Origin of the sequence: Rhodococcus sp. BP22 (genome assembly GCF_014281965.1) — a bacterium.
Taxonomy (GTDB): domain Bacteria; phylum Actinomycetota; class Actinomycetes; order Mycobacteriales; family Mycobacteriaceae; genus Rhodococcoides.
Genome location: NZ_JACFTB010000008.1, coordinates 35,256 through 53,501, shown reverse-complemented (window position 1 = coordinate 53,501; position 18,246 = coordinate 35,256). Strand labels below are relative to the sequence as shown.

The following is an 18,246-nucleotide window of genomic DNA, read 5'->3' as shown; positions in this document are numbered from 1 at the left end:
TACCGGGTATAGAGTTACCTTTTCGTTATCGTTACGGCGCCTCATGCGGGCGGTGCCTCTCCGATCCGGAAGGATGAAATGTCCCCGATGTCCATCGACTTCGCGGCACGTCTGAACAAGCTCTTCAGCATCGTGCATCCCCCTGGCCGCAGGCCCCACACCAATGCCGAAGTTGCCGACGCGCTCGCCGGCAGCGGACATCAAATTTCCAAGCCGTACATTTCGCAGCTTCGGTCCGGTCAGCGCAACAACCCGTCGAATGAAACGGTTGCCGCACTGGCTCGTTTCTTCAAGGTCAAACCGGACTACTTCTTCAACGACATCTACGCCGCCAAAGTCGATCACGATCTCGAGCTTCTCGCGCAACTGAAGGGCTACGGCCTGCGGAGGCTGTCGACCAGGGCTTTCGACCTGTCCGAGGAGTCACAGAATCTCCTGAGTTCGATGGCGGAGAAGTTGCGAGCCAGTGAGGGTCTTCCGGAGGTTCCGCCGGACAGCACCGGATAGGGCGGTTCCCGCAAACATTCGGACGCCGATTTGTCGATTGGACATGGCCGCGAGCAGCTATTCTGGAAACTTGGGGGTTGCTGAAAAGTAGCTGATGCGCTTGAATCCTCAACACAGTGTGGTTCAGTCGCCGGTTCGCCGACGATAGTGCTGGCGAGGCGTCGAAGGGCAGTAATACATTGACTTACGATCGCAGTGAATCGTTCGATGCGCTCGACGGTGGCCTCACCATTGAGCAGCCTCTCCTCCGCGCAGTGTTGTCCTACACCCCGGATGGCCGACCTGCTCCGCATCCGTCCGAGTGGGTAACTCTGCACTCCGAAGACAGTGCCGCAGCGGTCCGCCTGAGGATGGCGTGCGCAACGGGTATCGACAACGCCGTCAGTGGACCGTTCGATTCCGTGTTCTACCCGTTCGGCTCCTTCGACATCATCGTCCCGTCACGAAAACCGGGTCAGGGCGCGTTGCTGATGATCCAGTTGACCGGACCGGATGCGCCAACCCGATTCGAATTCGACGTCGAGCTCCCCGCCTACTGGGCGTTGCGGGTGGAAGTCGACGGATCGGTGACGGCACTGGACGAGATGGGCAGAGGCAAGATTTACGTCGGCGCGCCGTGGGCGTTCGATGCTGAGTCCTGCCGAGTACCGGTCCGCTACACGCTCGAGAACGGCAAGCTCGTAAAGAACATCGAACTCGGCGCAACCACTGCATATCCGGTGCTCGTAGATCCCGACCCCGACGCAATTCTCACCGGAGACGGGCGCTTGATCACCGAAACGTGGATTCCGTGGCTCGCGCCGAGCAGCGACGATGTGGCGCTGCTCGACACGAAAAAGCCGCCGAATTAACTCTGACCTCTAGCTGAGAGGTTCAGATCCGTTCGATGATGGTGCCGGTGGACAAAGCCCCACCTGCGCACATGGTGATCAATGCTGTCGAACCGTTGCGACGCTCGAGCTCGTGCAGCGCCGTGGTGATGAGTCGAGAACCGGTGCTGCCGACCGGGTGGCCGATTGCCAAGGCTCCACCGTTGACATTGACCTTGTCCATATCGGGCTTGTGTACCGAGGCCCAGGACAGTAGAACCGAAGCGAACGCCTCGTTGACCTCGAACAGGTCTAGGTCACCGATCTTCATTCCGCTCTGCTCGAGCACCCGCGTGGTGGCCTGCACCGGGCCGTCGAGGTGAAACTCGGGCTCCGCTCCGACCAGGCACTGCGAGACGATGCGTGCACGAGGGGTGAATCCAAGCTCTCTGGCGCGGTCTTCATCCATCAGAATGACGGCTGCGGCGCCGTCGGAAATCTGTGAAGAGGTACCTGCCGTGTGCATTCCGCCGTCCATCACTGGCTTCAACTTCGCCAGCGATTCCGCTGTCGTGTCACGTAAGCCTTGATCCCGGCTCACGGTCTGGTCTCCGACCTGCACCGACATGACTTCACGGTCGAAGCGTCCCTCTTCCCATGCCGCTTTCGCGAGGGCCTGCGACCGAACGCCGAGGGTTTCGAGGTCGGCTCGGGTAATGCCGCGGCGTCGTGCAATCCGCTCTGCCGCTTCGAACTGATTCGGCAGGTCGATGCTCCAGGACTCCGGCCGTCTCGGTCCGGCGTTCTCGCCGACGTTGGCACCCAGGGGGACGCGGCTCATGGCTTCGACACCGCAGGCCATTCCGGTGTCGATGGCTCCGATCGAGATCAATCCGGCGATCAAATGGTTGGCCTGTTGCGCCGACCCACACTGAGCGTCGATCGTCATGGCACCGCTCTGCCACGGCAGGCCCGCGTGAAGCCATGCAGTCCTGGTGATGTTGTTCGATTGTTCACCCGCCTGGGTGACGCATCCGCCGATGACTTGCTGGACCAACTCGGGGGCGATACCGAGCCGCTCGATTGCGCCGGTCTGGGCAAGGCCGAGCAATTCGGCAGCGTGCAGACCCGACAGCCATCCACCTCGCTTGCCGATCGGTGTACGGACGGCCTCGACGATAACGGGATTGCCCACTGCGGGCTCCTCTCTCTTCAATCAAAAGTAGAACGATTCCATCTTCAAAAGTAGAACAGGTTGCATCTTACTGTTAATAGGCGTTGACCGTATCTTCTTCCCTATCTCGAGCCCTTGTGTTTGAATAAAGCTAGAACGTGTTCCATAAGAGCGCGGCCGTACAAAGTGGCTCCGAGCAGGAGCGCAGCCTGCTCGGCAGCCCCGAGCAGAACCGCAGCCTGCGCATTGACCCAAGAAACTGTCAGGAGAGCAAGTGACAGAACTACATCAGGACCTCATTCGTCCGGATCTGCCGGAGGGCTTCGACCCGACCGACCCCGATATCTACGAGCACAGGATACCGGTCGAAGAGTTCGCCGAGCTTCGCAAGACGGCGCCGGTCTGGTGGTGCCCGCAGCCTCGCAACGTCGGTGGATTCGACGACGACGGTTACTGGGTCGTCACCAAGCATGCCGAGATCAAAGAGATCTCCAAGCGCAGCGACGTGTTCTCGAGCTTCGAGAACACCGCGATGCCGCGATTCAACGACGACATCACGCGCGAGCAGATCGAACTGCAGCGCTTCGTGCTGATCAACCAGGATGCCCCCCAACACACCAAGACCCGCAAGATCGTCGCGAAGGGATTCACCCCTAGGGCGATCGGTGGCCTGCACGACGAGCTCGAGCGCCGTGCGCAGGCGATCGTCAAGAAGGCTGCAGAGAACCCGACCGGTGACTTCGTCACCGAAATCGCCTCGGAGTTGCCGTTGCAGGCCATCGCCGATCTGCTCGGGATCCCGCAGGAGGATCGCAAGAAGATCTTCGATTGGTCCAACGAGATGACCGCGTACGACGATCCGGAGTTCGACATCGACCCGGTAGAGGCGTCGGCCCAGATCCTCGGGTACGCGTACGGCCTCGCGGATGAGCGTCGAAAGTGCCCCAAGGACGACATCATCACCACCCTGATCAACGCCGACATCGACGGTGATCACCTCGCACCCGAGGAATTCGGCTTCTTCGTGATCATCCTTGCCGTCGCGGGCAACGAGACCACCCGCAACGCGCTCACACACGGGATGGGTGCGTTCATCGACAATCCTGAGCAGTGGGAGTTGTACAAGAAGGAGCGCCCGGACACCACGGCCGACGAAGTCGTCCGTTACGCCACGCCGGTCACCTCCTTCCAGCGCACCGCCACTCAGGATTTCGACCTGAACGGCACCACGATCAAGGCCGGTGAACGAGTCGTGATGTTCTACGGCTCCGCGAACTTCGACGAAGATGTCTTCGAGGACCCGTACAAGTTCGACATCCTGCGAGACCCGAACCCCCACCTCGGCTTCGGTGGCCACGGCGCCCACTACTGCATCGGGGCGAATCTCGCGCGGATGGAGATCAACCTGATGTTCAACGCGATCGCCGACCACATTCCCGATATCTCCAAGCTCGGCGATCCACGGCGACTACGTTCGGGTTGGCTCAACGGAGTCAAGGAATTCCAGGTCGACTACAAGGGCGGCTGCCCGGTCCCGCACTAGCCTGGTAGCACACACGAAAGCGGCGGTACGTCTTCGAAAGACGTACCGCCGCTCTTGTATATGTGTGGCGTCTAGATGAACTTCTCCGCGAACTTCCGAAGCGAATCCTGCTTCGCTTCCAGTGGACCGTCGAACGCAACGCCGTCGAATACCCAGGGCACGCTGATGATGTCGGTGACACCGGCATCCTCGAGTTCGGCATAACCGTCCTTACCGAAGCGGTCGATGCACACGGTCTGGATCTCGAACGGCTTGTCGGCGGTGCCGTACTCCTCTCGGAGTTCGCGCAGGCGGGCGATGACGGTGACCAGATCGTCGAACTTGATCATCGCCGAGGTCCACCCGTCGCCCACCCGAGCGGCGCGTCGTAGCGCCACATCGGTGTGCCCGCCGACATAGAACGGAACCGGCTTCGTCGGTGCCGGACTCATCTGAAGCTTGTCGAAATCGAAGAACTCGCCGTGGTACTCCACCATGCCGCCGCCGAGGATCGCCTTGATGACCTCGATCATCTCGTCGACTCGTTTGCCACGCTTGGCGTACGGCGCCCCACACCATTCGAATTCCTCTGGAGCCCAGCCGATCCCAACGCCGAAGCCGAATCGATTGTCGGTCAGTGCAGCAACCGAACCTATCTGGCGGGCAAGCAGAACCGGGTTGCGAGACCCGAGCTTGAGGACCTGGGTATAGAACTCGATAGTCGAGGTCACCGCGCCCATCGCTGCCGCCGCGATGAGCGGATCGACCCAGGGGGTCTCGGCATTCCACATTCGTGAGCCATCAGGTGTGTACGGATAGTCCGTCGACTGGGTTTCCATGTAGAACAGCGAATCCGGCAGCGCGATCGAAGAAAACCCGCACTCCTCGGCCGTCTTCGCCAGTGTCGGCAGTTCGTGTAGCGGTGTCATTGCAATACCGACCGTGTACTTCATAGCTGTTCGCTCCCTACGACCCACATCGAGAAATATTGGGACCCTCCGCCGTAGGCGTGGCCGAGGGCTTTCTTGGCATTGTCCACCTGGTGGTCGCCCGCGCGGTGCATAACCTGCATTGCAGCCTCGGCAAACCTGATCATTCCCGACGCCCCGATTGGGTTGGACGACAGAACGCCGCCGGAGCAGTTGACCGGGAGCTTGCCGCCCATGGCGGTGTCGCCTGCCTCGGTCAGTTTCCATCCCTGACCCTCCGGTACGAATCCGAGGTTCTCGAGCCACATCGGTTCGAACCACGAGAACGGAACATAGATTTCAGCGACGTCGATCTCTTCGAGAGGATCGGTGATTCCCGCTGCTTTCCACAGTGCCGCAGCCGCATCCCGGCCCGCCTGCGGATTGACCTGGTCGCGCCCGGCGAACGTCGTCGGCTCGGTGCGCATCGACGTAGCGTGGATCCAGGCGACCTTCTTGCCGTCCGCCTCGCGTGCGTGGGCAGTAGCCTCGTCGCCGATCACCACCGCGCAGGCCCCATCGGACGACGGGCACGTCTCGTCGTAACGGATGGGGTCCCACAACATCTGTGACGCCTGAACCGACTCCAGCGTGATGTCCGGGTGCTTGAGGTGTGCGTAGGGATTCCGGCTCCCGTTGAGCCGGTCCTTCACCGCCACCATCGCACCGATGTGCTCGGGTGCATTCGAGCGGCGGATGTACGAGCGGATATGCGGCGCAAAGTATCCACCGGCGCCCGCACCGACGGGCATGTTGAAGGGGACCGGAATCGACAAGGCCCACATGGCATTGCTCTCCGATTGCTTCTCCCAAGCTACGGCGAGAACACGTTTGTGTACGCCCGACTGCACCAACGACGACGCCACGATGGCCGTCGAGCCACCTACCGAACCGGCAGTGTGGACGCGCAGGAGCGGCTTGCCGGTGGCGCCGATGGCGTCGGCCATGAACAACTCGGGCATCATGACGCCCTCGAACAGGTCAGGTGCCTTGCCGATCACGACCGCATCGATGTCGTCCCACGACACTTCGGCATCGATCATCGCGCGGTCGATCGCCTCGCGCACGAGTCCGGACATCGAGACGTCGTGTCGCTTGGCGACATAGTGAGTCTGGCCGGTACCCAGTACCGCAGCGGGTTGCTTGCTCACTTATCTTCCCTCCATGACGGCGACCAAGTTTTGTTGTAGCAGTGGACCGCTCGTTGCATGCGCGAGAACCCGACCGGCACTGCCGTCGAAGATCCTCGAAGCCGCATGGCCGATTCGCTCGAGCCCGGCGGAGAACATCGGGTTCCCCACCAACGTGCCACCGGAGGGATTGATCATTGCGGTCTCGGGGAGCCAGTCGGACAGAATCAGTTCCTGGTGAGTGAACGGTGCGTGCAGTTCGGCCAGATCGATGCCGGCAAGATCACCACCCGACGCTTTCACTGCGGCGTTGTATGCCGACGGGGCCGTCGTCAGATCCCGTGCCCCGAAGTTCGGTGAATCGATCAGATGCTCGATTCCGCTTATCCACGCGGGGTTTTCGCGGAGAGAACGCGCACGATCACCCGCAGCGAGGACGATCGCCGATGCTCCGTCGGTCACCGGCGCGCAATCGTGTGCGCGCAGGGGATCGGCGATGTAGTCCGCCTGCAGCAATTTCTCGATGTCGAGGTTGCCGGACAACTGTGCCAACGGATGTGCGTTGGCACGGTTGCGGACGGCGACCTCGGCCATTGCTCGCGCGTCCCACTTCCCGGCGTCGATCCCGGCACGCGCCTGGAGTCCGGCGATGGACAACGAGTCCGGCCACAGCGGAGCGACGAGGTAGGGATCGAGTTGCATCGCAAGAATTTTCGCCAGAGTCCCCGCCGACGACTTTCCGAAGCCGTACACCAGCGCTGTCTCGACCTCGCCCGTCATCAGTTTGATCCAGGCCTCGTACAATGCCCATGCCGCATCCATCTCGACGTGAGACTCGTTGATCGGCGGGACCGCACCGATGGCGTCGATTGCGGAAATGAAGGAAAATGCCCGTCCGGCCAGGTAGTCGGAAGAACCCGAGCACCAGAATCCGATGTCGGACTTCGTGATTCCCAACTCTGCATACAACTGCTGGAAACATGGAACCAGCATCTCGACGCCGTTGGTGGTACCCGCCGTCTGTGCGACATTCGGTGCCTGTGCGAAGCCCACCACTGCGATATCGGTCATGCTCTCGCCCCTCAGAGGTGGTGCTTGTAGGTGTCGTACTCGGCGTCGGGTTCACCCGTCGGCCGGAAGTACTCGATGTTCTCGAGCGTGTAACCCCATTCCTCGCGCGGCTTCCACTTGGCCTCGACCCGCATTCCCATCCGAACTTCCGCCGGATCGCATTCGAGAATCAAATGCTGAAACGGAATGTCGGCGCCGTCGAGCAGCACATATGCCGCAATGTACGGGGGCTTGATCTTCTGGCCCTTGAACGGCACATTGACGATGCAGTAGGTCGTCATGATGCCGCGATCGGGTAGTTCGACCTTCTCCGTCGTCGGCCGACCGTCCGTCGGGCTCGCGCCACGCGGAGGGACGTAGACCTTGCCCTCGGAATCTGTCCGACCCCCGATGAAGCGCCCCTCGGCGAGACCACGAAGGTAGTAGCTTTCCTCGGCCGAGGCAGTGTGGGTGTACTCGAGGCGGACGGGGGTGGTGATCATCTCGACGGGTTCCCCGGATTCACCTTCGGGTTCCGGTCCGGATTCCTCTGCTCGATCCGCAGGTTCGAAGCACACGACGTCGTGAATGTCGCCGGTGCGGTCCTGCGCCCATCGCGCCTGGACGCGCATGCCGGTGGACATCCGATCCGAGGACTCTGCGTCGACGGCATGAAGGAGCGAGGTGTCGGCGCCGTCGAGCTGGATCAGCGCGAAGGCGAAAGGGTGATCGAGAGGGTGATCGTCGAACGGAGTCGCTACCCAGGACCAAGAAGTTACGGTGCCGGTGGAACCGACGTCGACGAAGTCGGTAACGGGTTCTTTTGTAAGGGAGTCGTATTCGGGTGGGGGTACGTATACACGCCCGTCGCTTCCTCTTCCGCCGATAATTTGCTTGCGGCGCAGGCCCGTCAAAAATGCCCCGATGGTCGGCCCGACAGAGCGGGTGTAGTCGAAGGCGTTGTTCAAGGGCGCGCTGAGTGGTGTACTCACCATAGTCACATTTTTCAGTAGAACAGGTTCTCATTATGGTGGCAAGGCCGCGCTACGGGAAGGCTCGCGAATGAAGCTCGGATTGCAGCTCGGATACTGGGGTGCACAGCCTCCAACCGGCACGGGAGAACTCGTGGACGCTGCCGAGGCAGCCGGCTTCGATGCCATCTTCGCCGCCGAATCCTGGGGGTCGGACGCGTTCACTCCGTTGGCGTGGTGGGGTGCACGGACGGAATCGGTGCAGCTCGGTACTTCGGTTGCGCAGTTGTCTGCTCGGACACCGACGAATTGCGCCATGCACGCCTTGACGCTGGACCACTTGAGCGGAGGGCGGGCGATCCTGGGTCTGGGCGTCTCAGGCCCCCAGGTTGTCGAGGGGTGGTACGGACAACCGTTCGCCAAACCCCTGGCCCGTACTCGGGAATACATCGACATCGTGCGGCAGGTTCTCGCCCGCGAAGCGCCCGTGAACAGTGCTGGGCCTCATTATCCGCTGCCTGTGGACGGAACGGGAATGGGCAAGCCGCTCAAGCCGATCACGCATCCGCTGCGCGCGGATCTGCCGATCTGGCTGGGTGCGGAAGGACCCAAAAATGTTGCCCTCGCCGCGGAGATCGCCGACGGTTGGTTGGCAATCTACTATTCGCCGCGGCTTGCATCGATGTACAACGGGTGGCTCGACGAGGGGTTCGCACGCCCGGGTGCGCGACGCAGCCGGGCCGATTTCGAAGTTGCTGCCACTTGCCAGGTAGTGCTCACCGACGATCGAGCTGCCACCATCGCGCGGCTCAAGCCGACCATCGCGCTGTACGTGGGAGGTATGGGCGCGCCGGAATTGAACTTTCACGCCCAGGTGTACAACCGAATGGGTTACGACAACGAAGTCGCCGAAATCGGCAAGCTCTATCAGTCCGGCCGTAAGGACGAGGCCGCAGCGATGGTGCCCGACGAGATGGTTGCCGAAACTATGATCATCGGAAATGCCGATTACGTCCGCGAAGAGGTTCAGCGGTGGGAAGATTCGGGCGTCACGATGCTTCTGGTGACCGCAGATACTGCAGATCGAGTACATGAACTCGGGGCCTTGCTCAAGGGGTAGAACGCGTTCTATTTCGCGGCCTTGCAGACCGGGTTGGACATCGTCGCCGTCGATTGGCACCTCACAGGACCCGGGATTGCCTACATATCGAATGACACCGAGGCGAACGCCTTGGTTGCAAATGGGCGACTCCAGTTGAGATCTTGGCGTTCGCGCATGAACGTTTGGCCTAGTTCAAGCTGCCGAAGTCCGTGGACTACGTAGCCGAGTTGCCTAGAGATCCGAACGGACAGTTGTACAAGCGCACACTCCTGGATCCGCAGGGGCGCAGCAACATCTAGAGCGGATCGTGCTGCACGTGCTCCATCGGCGTACCGTGCCTGCGCAGTGCGTATAGCGTCGTGCGCACCATCGAGGGAGATCCCGATATTTGGATCTGACGGTCTGCCCATGAGCCGAATTGTGTTACGACAGTGCTGATCTGGCCGTAAAGCTGGCGGTGCATTCCACGCGGCAATTCACGCGTCGGCCCGGAGTGCCACCATGGGTCCTCGTAATCCTCGGTCACCGGAACCACCGTCAACCATGGATTCGACAACGAAATCTGCCACAGCGTTTCGATGTCGTACAGATCGCACGGGTATACGCCGCTGACGAACAGGTGAACGCGTGGGTTGTTGCTACGCATTGCCATGTCCATGATCTGTGCTCGTAGCGGCGCGATCCCGGTTCCACCGGCAATCATCAACACGTCCTCGGGGCTGTTTCGATCGATGGACATGCCTCCGAGCGGAGGGCTTATCGCCCACCTGTCGCCGACCGACACCTCGGAGACCATGGCCGGACTGACCCATCCTCCCGAGACGCGGCGAACGTGAAATTCGATCTCCCCCTGCGGATTACTCGGTATCGCCGGTGAGAGGTATCGCCACAGATTGGGGCGTTGTGGAATCCGAACACTGACGTACTGGCCCGGGTAGTAGGGAATCGGCTCGTCGACCTTCAGTCGAATGATCGCCAGATCGTCGAGTATTCGGTGGTGCTCGACGACGGTTGCACCCCAATACGGCGGCAACTCGTCGTTGTCCGCTGCTACCGCCATGCTGCGGCTCACTGCATCGAGCGTGTCGGTCCAGGCCGCTTCGACTTCTTCGGTCCACACCTCGTTACCTACGAAACCACGGAAGGCTGCAATGAGCGCGGACTGCCCTGCACGAAAGTGCGCGCCGGTGATTGCATGCTTGCGGTGATCGCGTCCGAGTTGCTCCAGAAACGGTTCGACCCGGTCCGTCTTGTCTAGATTGTCGAATATGTAGCCCAGCGCAAGAACGAAATGGCGACGAAGTTGATCCATCGACACCGGAAAGAGCGTCCGGAAGTCCGGATTCTGTGCGAACAGGTGTGCAAAAAAGGAGCGGGCCAACCGATCCGGACCATCCTCGGCGGCCTGCACCGATTTGAAACCGGCCCGGATCAGGGCAATAGCTCGCTCGTCCTGCATGAACCAACCTCCGTCCCAGTAACCCGTCTACCAAACTAGACGAACGGAGGTGACGTTAGTCGACCTCTCCTCGATCAGGCACCGCTCTTCACCGAGGTCCGCAGAACTCCGTCGATGATTTCGACGACATTGTCCATGGCGGATAGATGAGAGTGGTCGTGTGTGACGACCACTGTAGCGGTCGCGTTGCGGTGTGTCAGGGTGGTGATGAGGTCCAAGATTGCCGCACCGCGTTCTTGGTCCAGCGCGCTGGTGGGCTCGTCGACGAGCAACACCGCGGGGTCGTTCATCATGGCTCTGACGATGTTGACCCGCTGACGTTGACCACCGGACAATTGGTTCGGTCGCTTGTCTGCTTCCTTACTCAGCCCTACAGAATCGAGCAACGCCAACGCCTTTTCTTTCGCCGCCCGCGGAGAGTGACCGTTGATGTGTGCGATGACCTGAAGCTGCTCGACAGCGGTCAACGAAGGGAGCAGGTTCGGTTGTTGGAAAACCATGCCTACCTTGTTGCGGCGCAGAGTGGTCAAAGCGCCGCGGGACAGTGAGTCGGTCGAAACCCCGTCGATGACGACGTGGCCGTGGTCGGGCGTGATCAGGGTTGCTGCGACGGCGAGCAGGCTTGACTTCCCGGAGCCGGACGGTCCGATGATCGCTGTCATCGTGCCCTTTTCGACAGTCAGGTCGACGCTGTCCAGGGCGGTGAGGCGGCCGGCGCCGTCGGGGTAGGTGAGGGTGATGTCGGTCAGGTTCAAGCTCATCGTGCGCTCCCGAGTGCAGTGAGGGGGTCAACCGAGGTGATGCGGTTGATGGACAGCCCGGCGCCCATCGCGCCGAGGATGATGATGATGAGTGCGGGCAGTGCCACCGTGCCGACATCGAGTACGAACGGGACTGCCCCGCCGACCAATGCTCCGACGCCCGCAGCGAGTGCGGTTCCGATTGCCGTGCCCGCGGCCAGTAGTACGACTGCTTGGCCGAGCGCATCTCGCAACAGGTAGCCGGTGGACGCGCCGAGGGCTTTGAGTACGGCGACGTCGCCGGTGCGCTGGATGGTCCACACGGTGAAGAATGCACCGATGACCAGCGCCGAGATCGCGAACATGAAGGCGCGCATCAGCTGGAGCGAACCATTCTCCGAGGTGTAGGAACCGATTGCCGATTTGGCATCGGACGTGGTCACGGTGTCGGTACCGATCTGCGTGTCGGCTGCAGCCAGGTCGGCAGTGTCGCCGCTGGTGGTCAAACCGATCACGGTGGCCGAAAGTGGACCGGTCGACGAGCCGCCGGTCAGGGTCTGCCAGGCGGCCAGGTCCATGAAGATCACCGGGGTGTGGCTGTAGGAGGCATCGCCGTCGATCGCCGCGACGGTCAGACGCTGTCCACCGAGGCGGAAGTCGTCGCCGGTGCTCACGTCGAGCTCGTCAGCTGCGGAAGTCGACAACACGGCAGTTCCGGGAACTATGCGGTCCGATTCGGGTGCCAGGGCCGAGCCCCGCTGCACGCCGAAGGCAGAGATTGCAGCACTGTGCTCACCGGCCTCGGCCTTCGTGGTGGTGATGCCGAGGGGGTCGGCTCGGTCGACGCCGTCGACGCTCGACCACTGTTGCCACATGGATTCTGTAACAGTGGAGTCGGTGAACGACACCGACTTACCCGCGGCAGGCTCGGAAAACGCCAGCCGGTCCGCAGACAGGCCGGTGATGGCGGATGTGCTTTCCTTCCCGAGCCCTGCGGTGAGCCCGGACAACAGGCCGACCAACATGGTGATCAGGATGATGACGGTGCCCATCAGGGCGAACCGCCCCTTGGCGAACAGTAGATCTCTCCAGGCGACGAACACGGCTTTTTGCCTCTCCTTGCATGCCACCGAATCGGGTCTCGGTGACTGACCTCAACTCTGGTCGGAACCTGCGTGTTCGGCATCGACCGGCAGACTGCATAGGTGAGGCCGTTAGGGGGAGGGCCCGCTACACCTTTCGGACGATGCAGTTGCGAGGTCGACCTCGATAGGCTGGGGTATCTATGGATCCATCTTCGAACACCCCACTCGTTCGCGTACTGCGCGGCTGCCTGCATCTGATGTTCGTCGCATTGGTTGCGCTTTCGATCGTGCGGGCGGTTCTGGACGATGCGCCGGATGTGGTCGCGATCGTCGTCATCGCGATGCTTCTCGGCGCGGTGTACACGGCAGGCGCGTTGTGGCCGAGGGCGCGAACCTCTCGATCGGCGGCCGCGCAGTGGCTGTTAGCGGTAGGTGTCCTGTGGATCGCGTTGCTCGTGTTGAGTCCGGAGGCCGTGTACGTCGCATTTCCGCTCTACTTCCTGCAACTACACCTGCTGTCCCCCAAGTGGGGGTTGACCGCAGTTGTGGCGACGACGATCGCGGCGATCGGCGGTTTCTCCTGGCATCAAGGTGCCCTCACTGTCGGAGTCGTCATCGGGCCGGCGCTCGGAGCGACGGTCGCCGTTGCGGTGGTGTTCGGCTACGACGCTCTTTACCGAGAGAGTGAACAGCGGCGCAGGCTCATCGAGGAGCTCACTGCGACCCGCGGAGAACTGGCGGCGGCCGAGCATGCGGCAGGGGCCCTCGCAGAGCGCGAGCGTCTTGCCCGCGAAATCCACGACACCTTGGCGCAGGGCCTGTCGAGTATCCAGTTACTGCTGCGCGCGGCAGAACGAATGCTCCCCGAGCGGCCGGACGAAGCGAGAGAGCACGTCGTTCATGCCCGGGAGACGGCAGTGAGCAATCTGGAGGAAGCGCGGCGTTTCGTTCGCGCCCTCACCCCACCCGACCTCGAGAACAGTTCGTTGTCCGCAGCCTTGGAACGATTGTGCGCCAATGCCTTTCATGCTGGTGGGCCGGTAGTCGATTGGACGCTGTCCGGCACTCCGGTTCCGTTGCCGATCGCGCACGAGGTCGCATTGCTCCGGATCGCTCAATCTGCACTCGCCAACGCCGTTCAGCACAGTAATGCCGATCGAGTGGCAGTGACGCTGAGCTACATGGACACCGAAGTCGCCCTAGATGTCGTCGACGACGGAGTGGGTTTCGATCCCGATGCGCTTCCTCCTCGCACGGATCGAGGATTCGGGTTACCGGGGATGCGCGCCCGAGCCCGCTCGTTGAACGGCACGATGGTGGTGGAGACGGCCCCTGGCGAGGGCACGGCTATCGCGGTCACGTTGCCGTTGGAGGTTCGAGCATGATTCGTCTTCTGCTCGCGGATGATCACCCGGTTGTGCGTGCCGGATTGCGGGCGGTATTGGAAACCGAACCCGACTTTCAGGTTGTCGCCGAGGCGCGGACCGCCGAGGAAGCGATCGAACGGTCCGCCGAACTCGATGTCGACGTCGTGCTGATGGACCTGCAGTTCGGTCCCGGAATGAACGGTGCCGAAGCTATCGCGGTGATCAGTGCTCGTCCGGACGGGCCGCACGTGTTGGTGCTGACGACCTACGACACCGACGCGGACATCCTTGCCGCTATCGAGGCCGGGGCAGCAGGCTATCTGCTGAAGGATGCACCCCCCGAGGAGCTCGCGGCCGCGGTTCGCACCGCGGCTTCGGGCAAGTCCGCGCTCGCACCCTCGATCGCCTCGCGGCTGATGGACCGGATGAGGACGCCGGACAACGCGCTGACTCTGCGGGAGATCGAAGTACTGGGGTTGGTGGCAGAGGGCCTCTCCAACCTGCAGATCAGTCAGAAATTATTCTTGAGCCAAGCCACCGTCAAGTCTCACCTCGCGCACATTTACACCAAGTTGGGCGTGGATTCACGGACCTCGGCGGTTGCCGCCGCGACTTCTCGCGGGCTGATGCGACGCTGACAGAGTCACATATGCGAACTTGAGCGGAACAGACTCAACTTGAGTAGTGTTACATCCAGCGACACACGAAACGCTCAGTCGAGAAAGTAGGTGACCGGTGGACAGCTTCACCCCCACAACGAAAACGCAGGCCGCGCTCAGCGCAGCTCTGCAAGCCGCGTCCGCAGCGGGAAACCCGGATATTCGCCCGTCGCATCTGTTGGTGGCGTTGCTGGACCAAACGGACGGCATCGCCTCGCCCCTGTTGAAGGCCGTCGGTGTCGACCCGATTGCAGTGCGTACCGAAGCGCAGAAATTGGTCGACCGCTTGCCCTCCGCGACAGGGTCGACAACCACTCCCCAGCTCGGACGTGAGGCGCTTGCGGCCATCACCGCAGCACAGGCGCTGGCGACCGAACTGGACGACGAGTACGTCTCCACCGAACATCTGATGGTCGGCCTCGCAACAGGTAGTTCCGACGTCGCCAACCTCCTCACCGGCCTCGGTGCAGGCGCCAACGAGCTACGCGACGCATTCCAGGCTGTCCGGGGGAGTGCCCGCGTCACCAGCGCCGATCCCGAGAGCACCTACCAAGCCCTCGAAAAGTACAGCACCGATCTGACTGCTCAGGCTCGTGAAGGCAAGCTCGATCCGGTCATCGGCCGCGACACCGAGATCAGGCGCGTCGTCCAGGTCCTCTCGCGTCGTACCAAGAACAATCCCGTTCTCATCGGCGAGCCCGGTGTCGGCAAGACCGCCATCGTGGAGGGACTTGCGCAGCGGATCATTGCCGGCGACGTGCCGGAAAGCCTGAAAGGCAAGACCGTGGTCTCGCTCGACCTCGGCTCGATGGTCGCGGGCGCCAAGTTCCGTGGTGAGTTCGAGGAGCGGCTCAAGGCCGTACTCGACGACATCAAGAACTCCGCCGGACAGATCATCACCTTCATCGACGAGCTGCACACCATCGTCGGCGCAGGTGCGAGCGGTGAGTCGGCAATGGACGCCGGCAACATGATCAAGCCGATGCTCGCCCGCGGTGAACTGCGACTCGTCGGAGCCACGACACTCGAGGAGTACCGCAAGTACATCGAGAAGGATGCCGCCCTCGAACGGCGATTCCAGCAGGTCTACGTCGGCGAACCCTCGGTCGAGGACACCGTCGGAATTCTGCGTGGGCTCAAGGAACGCTACGAGGTGCACCACGGTGTTCGCATCACCGACTCGGCTCTCGTCGCAGCAGCCACACTGAGTGACCGCTACATCACCGCACGGTTCCTGCCGGACAAGGCAATCGACCTGGTCGACGAGGCCGCGTCGAGACTACGCATGGAAATCGACTCGCGGCCCGTCGAAATCGACGAGGTGGAGCGGTCGGTTCGTCGGCTCGAGATCGAAGAGATGGCACTCGAGAAGGAGACCGACGACGCGTCGAAAGCTCGGCTCGAGAAGCTGCGTGCCGAGTTGGCGGACTCCCAGGAGAAGCTCAACCAGTTGAGCACCCGTTGGCAGAACGAGAAGACGGCGATCGACTCCGTGCGTGTTCTCAAAGAAGAGCTCGAGAACCTACGCGGTGAATCCGAACGCGCCGAGCGCGACGGCGACCTCGGCAAGGCCGCGGAACTGCGTTACGGCCGGATCCCGACTCTCGAGAAGGAGCTCGCAGCCAAGACCGAGTCGACGCCCGCTCAGGAAGGGCTCATGCTCAAGGAAGAGGTCGGCCCGGACGACGTCGCCGATGTCGTCGCGGTCTGGACCGGAATTCCCGCAGGCCGGATGCTCGAGGGTGAGACGGCGAAGTTGCTGCGCATGGAAGACGAGCTGGGCAAGCGCGTCGTCGGCCAGAAGGATGCCGTCCAAGCGGTGTCCGACGCGGTCCGCCGAGCACGCGCCGGGGTCGCCGATCCGAACCGTCCGACAGGATCGTTCCTGTTCCTCGGTCCGACCGGCGTCGGCAAGACCGAGCTCGCGAAAGCGCTCGCGGACTTCCTGTTCGACGACGAACGCGCAATGGTTCGCATCGACATGAGCGAGTACAGCGAGAAGCACGCAGTAGCGCGATTGGTCGGTGCACCTCCCGGCTACGTCGGGTACGAAGCTGGCGGGCAGCTCACCGAAGCAGTCCGCAGGCGTCCGTACACCGTCGTACTGTTCGACGAGGTCGAGAAGGCGCACCCGGACGTCTTCGACATCCTGCTCGCCGTGCTCGACGAGGGCAGGTTGACCGACGGCCAGGGCCGCACCGTCGACTTCCGCAACACCATCTTGATCCTCACCTCGAACCTCGGGGCAGGCGGTGACAAGGATCAGGTCATGGATGCGGTCCGTCGGGCCTTCAAGCCGGAGTTCGTCAACCGCCTCGACGACGTCGTCGTGTTCGACGCATTGTCCGAGGAACAGCTCGAGTCGATCGTCGACATCCAGCTCGGCCAATTGGCCAAGCGTCTTGCTGCTCGACGGCTGACGCTCGAGGTCTCCTCGGCGGCGAAGATGTGGTTGGCGTCGCGCGGCTACGACCCCTTGTACGGAGCGCGTCCTCTACGCAGGCTGATCCAGCAGGCAATCGGCGATCAGCTTGCCAAGCTGCTGCTGGCGGGCAAGGTCCACGACGGCGACGCAGTCATGGTTGACGTCACTCCCGACGGGGATCAGCTGATCCTGAGCTGACGAACGTTCCGCTGAGGGATGTAGGGCCCACCGGATACTTTCCGGTGGGCCCTACTTCGGACGTACCCTCGTGAACATGACGAATCCGGATGAGCCGCGTGATCGGCCTCAGGGCAGCGATCGGTCCTGGGCAGATGGCACCGCGAACCCGCCGCCCGAGGGATCCGAGAACGATCAGCCCACCGAGGTCTGGCAACCCCAGCAGAACCAGGGTGGCCAGCAGTATCAGCAGTACCCGGACTCCCAGCCTTATCCACCGGGTGAGCCCTATCCAACTGGCCAGCCCTACCCGGGTACACAGCCTTATCCGACAGGTCAGCCGTACCCGGATCAGCCCACCCAGCAGTTCGGCTTTCCGCAGTCACAATCTCAGGGGTACGGGCAGCCGTATCCACAGCAGCCGAACCCGACTCAGGCCATGCCCCCGTACGACCCCAACCAGCAGTACGCAGCAAACCAGCAGTACGCGGCAAACCAGCAGTACGTAGCAAACCCGGGGCAGTATGGTCCGCCTCCCGGTTACACCGGGGAGACGCCGGTCGAGGGAGACAAGTCTTCGGGTGGCGGTTCCGGCGGTGATTCGTCCAACAAGTGGCTCGTTGCCCTTCTTGCACTGGCAGTCCTTGCCGTCGTGATACTCGCGGGGGTTCTCTTTCTCACCAATCGGTCCTCCGATTCCGAGGTCACTGCGTCGCCCGGAATCACCAGGACGCTGCCCCAGAGTTCGGCTCCGCTGCCCAGTACACCGCCTCGCGCGCCCGTCGTTCCGTCAGCGCCAGGTGGACTCGTGCCCGGTGGGATTCCGGAGATCCTCGGTGGGGCCGGTGCTGCGGTCGGAACCATCACCGCGATCGACGGCACCACCATCTCGATCAATGGTGTCGACGGCGCTCCGGTCACGGTGACTACGACTCCGAAAACCGAAGTCATCTCGCTGTCGGGATTCGACCTCTCCGATCTGAAGGTCGGATCCTTGGTCGTCGTCAACGGCGCACCTGTCGAAGGCGGTTCCATCACGGCCGAGGTCATCATCGAAGTGCCCAAATTCGGTGGTTGAACCCTCCCGGCTCCATCGACGCA

Annotated in this window: 16 protein-coding genes; 8 read left to right on the top strand and 8 right to left on the bottom strand. The window is 62.2% G+C overall.

From position 1 onward, the window contains the following. Positions 1-87: 87 nt before the first annotated feature. Positions 88-507 carry a helix-turn-helix domain-containing protein gene (locus H2510_RS17500; protein WP_186629584.1) on the top strand — a complete coding sequence of 140 codons (420 nt, stop codon included), beginning with the start codon at positions 88-90 and terminating at the stop codon, positions 505-507. Positions 508-623: 116 nt separating this feature from the next. Continuing rightward, positions 624-1,358 carry a hypothetical protein gene (locus H2510_RS17495; protein WP_186629583.1) on the top strand — a complete coding sequence of 245 codons (735 nt, stop codon included), beginning with the start codon at positions 624-626 and terminating at the stop codon, positions 1,356-1,358. A 22-nt stretch (positions 1,359-1,380) separates the two neighbouring features. Here the strand turns inward: H2510_RS17495 and H2510_RS17490 are convergent, their stop codons facing one another. After that, positions 1,381-2,511: a steroid 3-ketoacyl-CoA thiolase gene (locus H2510_RS17490; protein ID WP_186629582.1), complete on the bottom strand. Its 1,131-nt coding sequence runs from the start codon at positions 2,509-2,511 to the stop codon at positions 1,381-1,383. A 253-nt stretch (positions 2,512-2,764) separates the two neighbouring features. On the opposite strand from H2510_RS17490, the gene H2510_RS17485 reads away from it, so the two are divergent. After that, positions 2,765-4,033, top strand: coding sequence for a cytochrome P450 (locus tag H2510_RS17485; RefSeq protein WP_186629581.1), 1,269 nt, complete (start codon positions 2,765-2,767; stop codon positions 4,031-4,033). A 71-nt stretch (positions 4,034-4,104) separates the two neighbouring features. Here the strand turns inward: H2510_RS17485 and H2510_RS17480 are convergent, their stop codons facing one another. The 4 genes from H2510_RS17480 to H2510_RS17465 are packed head-to-tail and all read right to left on the bottom strand — an operon-like array spanning position 4,105 to position 8,155. Then, positions 4,105-4,965: a TIGR03619 family F420-dependent LLM class oxidoreductase gene (locus H2510_RS17480; RefSeq protein ID WP_186629580.1), complete on the bottom strand. Its 861-nt coding sequence runs from the start codon at positions 4,963-4,965 to the stop codon at positions 4,105-4,107. Next, the gene (locus H2510_RS17475) at positions 4,962-6,131 is read right to left on the bottom strand and encodes a thiolase domain-containing protein (RefSeq protein WP_088944178.1); all 1,170 of its coding nucleotides are present in this window, start codon (positions 6,129-6,131) and stop codon (positions 4,962-4,964) included. Before H2510_RS17475 ends, H2510_RS17480 begins: the two co-directional genes overlap by 4 nt. Then, positions 6,132-7,181 (bottom strand): thiolase domain-containing protein, encoded by a 1,050-nt coding sequence (locus tag H2510_RS17470; RefSeq protein ID WP_186629579.1) that lies wholly within the window; start codon positions 7,179-7,181, stop codon positions 6,132-6,134. An 11-nt stretch (positions 7,182-7,192) separates the two neighbouring features. After that, positions 7,193-8,155, bottom strand: coding sequence for a Zn-ribbon domain-containing OB-fold protein (locus H2510_RS17465; protein WP_186629578.1), 963 nt, complete (start codon positions 8,153-8,155; stop codon positions 7,193-7,195). 67 nt (positions 8,156-8,222) lie between these two features. On the opposite strand from H2510_RS17465, the gene H2510_RS17460 reads away from it, so the two are divergent. Continuing rightward, positions 8,223-9,251, top strand: a complete 1,029-nt coding sequence (locus H2510_RS17460; protein WP_186629577.1) for an LLM class F420-dependent oxidoreductase — start codon at positions 8,223-8,225, stop codon at positions 9,249-9,251. Between the two features lie 277 nt (positions 9,252-9,528). Here H2510_RS17460 and H2510_RS17455 read toward each other — a convergent pair whose 3' ends face one another. From H2510_RS17455 to H2510_RS17445, 3 genes are all read right to left on the bottom strand, one after another. Beyond that, positions 9,529-10,692 (bottom strand): FAD-binding oxidoreductase, encoded by a 1,164-nt coding sequence (locus H2510_RS17455; protein ID WP_186629576.1) that lies wholly within the window; start codon positions 10,690-10,692, stop codon positions 9,529-9,531. A 74-nt stretch (positions 10,693-10,766) separates the two neighbouring features. Next, positions 10,767-11,453, bottom strand: coding sequence for an ABC transporter ATP-binding protein (locus tag H2510_RS17450; RefSeq protein ID WP_186629575.1), 687 nt, complete (start codon positions 11,451-11,453; stop codon positions 10,767-10,769). Next, complete coding sequence (locus tag H2510_RS17445; protein WP_186629574.1) at positions 11,450-12,535, bottom strand: FtsX-like permease family protein; 1,086 nt, start codon at positions 12,533-12,535, stop codon at positions 11,450-11,452. The genes H2510_RS17450 and H2510_RS17445 overlap by 4 nt, the downstream gene beginning before the upstream one ends. A gap of 182 nt (positions 12,536-12,717) precedes the next feature. On the opposite strand from H2510_RS17445, the gene H2510_RS17440 reads away from it, so the two are divergent. The 4 genes from H2510_RS17440 to H2510_RS17425 all read left to right on the top strand — a co-directional run bounded on the left by H2510_RS17440 (position 12,718) and on the right by H2510_RS17425 (position 18,223). Then, positions 12,718-13,902, top strand: a complete 1,185-nt coding sequence (locus H2510_RS17440; RefSeq protein WP_186629573.1) for a sensor histidine kinase — start codon at positions 12,718-12,720, stop codon at positions 13,900-13,902. Beyond that, the gene (locus H2510_RS17435) at positions 13,899-14,522 is read left to right on the top strand and encodes a response regulator transcription factor (RefSeq protein ID WP_186629572.1); all 624 of its coding nucleotides are present in this window, start codon (positions 13,899-13,901) and stop codon (positions 14,520-14,522) included. The genes H2510_RS17440 and H2510_RS17435 overlap by 4 nt, the downstream gene beginning before the upstream one ends. A gap of 97 nt (positions 14,523-14,619) precedes the next feature. Beyond that, a complete protein-coding gene (clpB, locus tag H2510_RS17430; RefSeq protein ID WP_186629571.1) occupies positions 14,620-17,166 on the top strand; it encodes an ATP-dependent chaperone ClpB in 2,547 nt (848 codons plus the stop codon). Between the two features lie 76 nt (positions 17,167-17,242). After that, positions 17,243-18,223: a DUF5666 domain-containing protein gene (locus tag H2510_RS17425; protein ID WP_222438866.1), complete on the top strand. Its 981-nt coding sequence runs from the start codon at positions 17,243-17,245 to the stop codon at positions 18,221-18,223. The last annotated feature ends 23 nt before the right edge of the window (positions 18,224-18,246 follow it).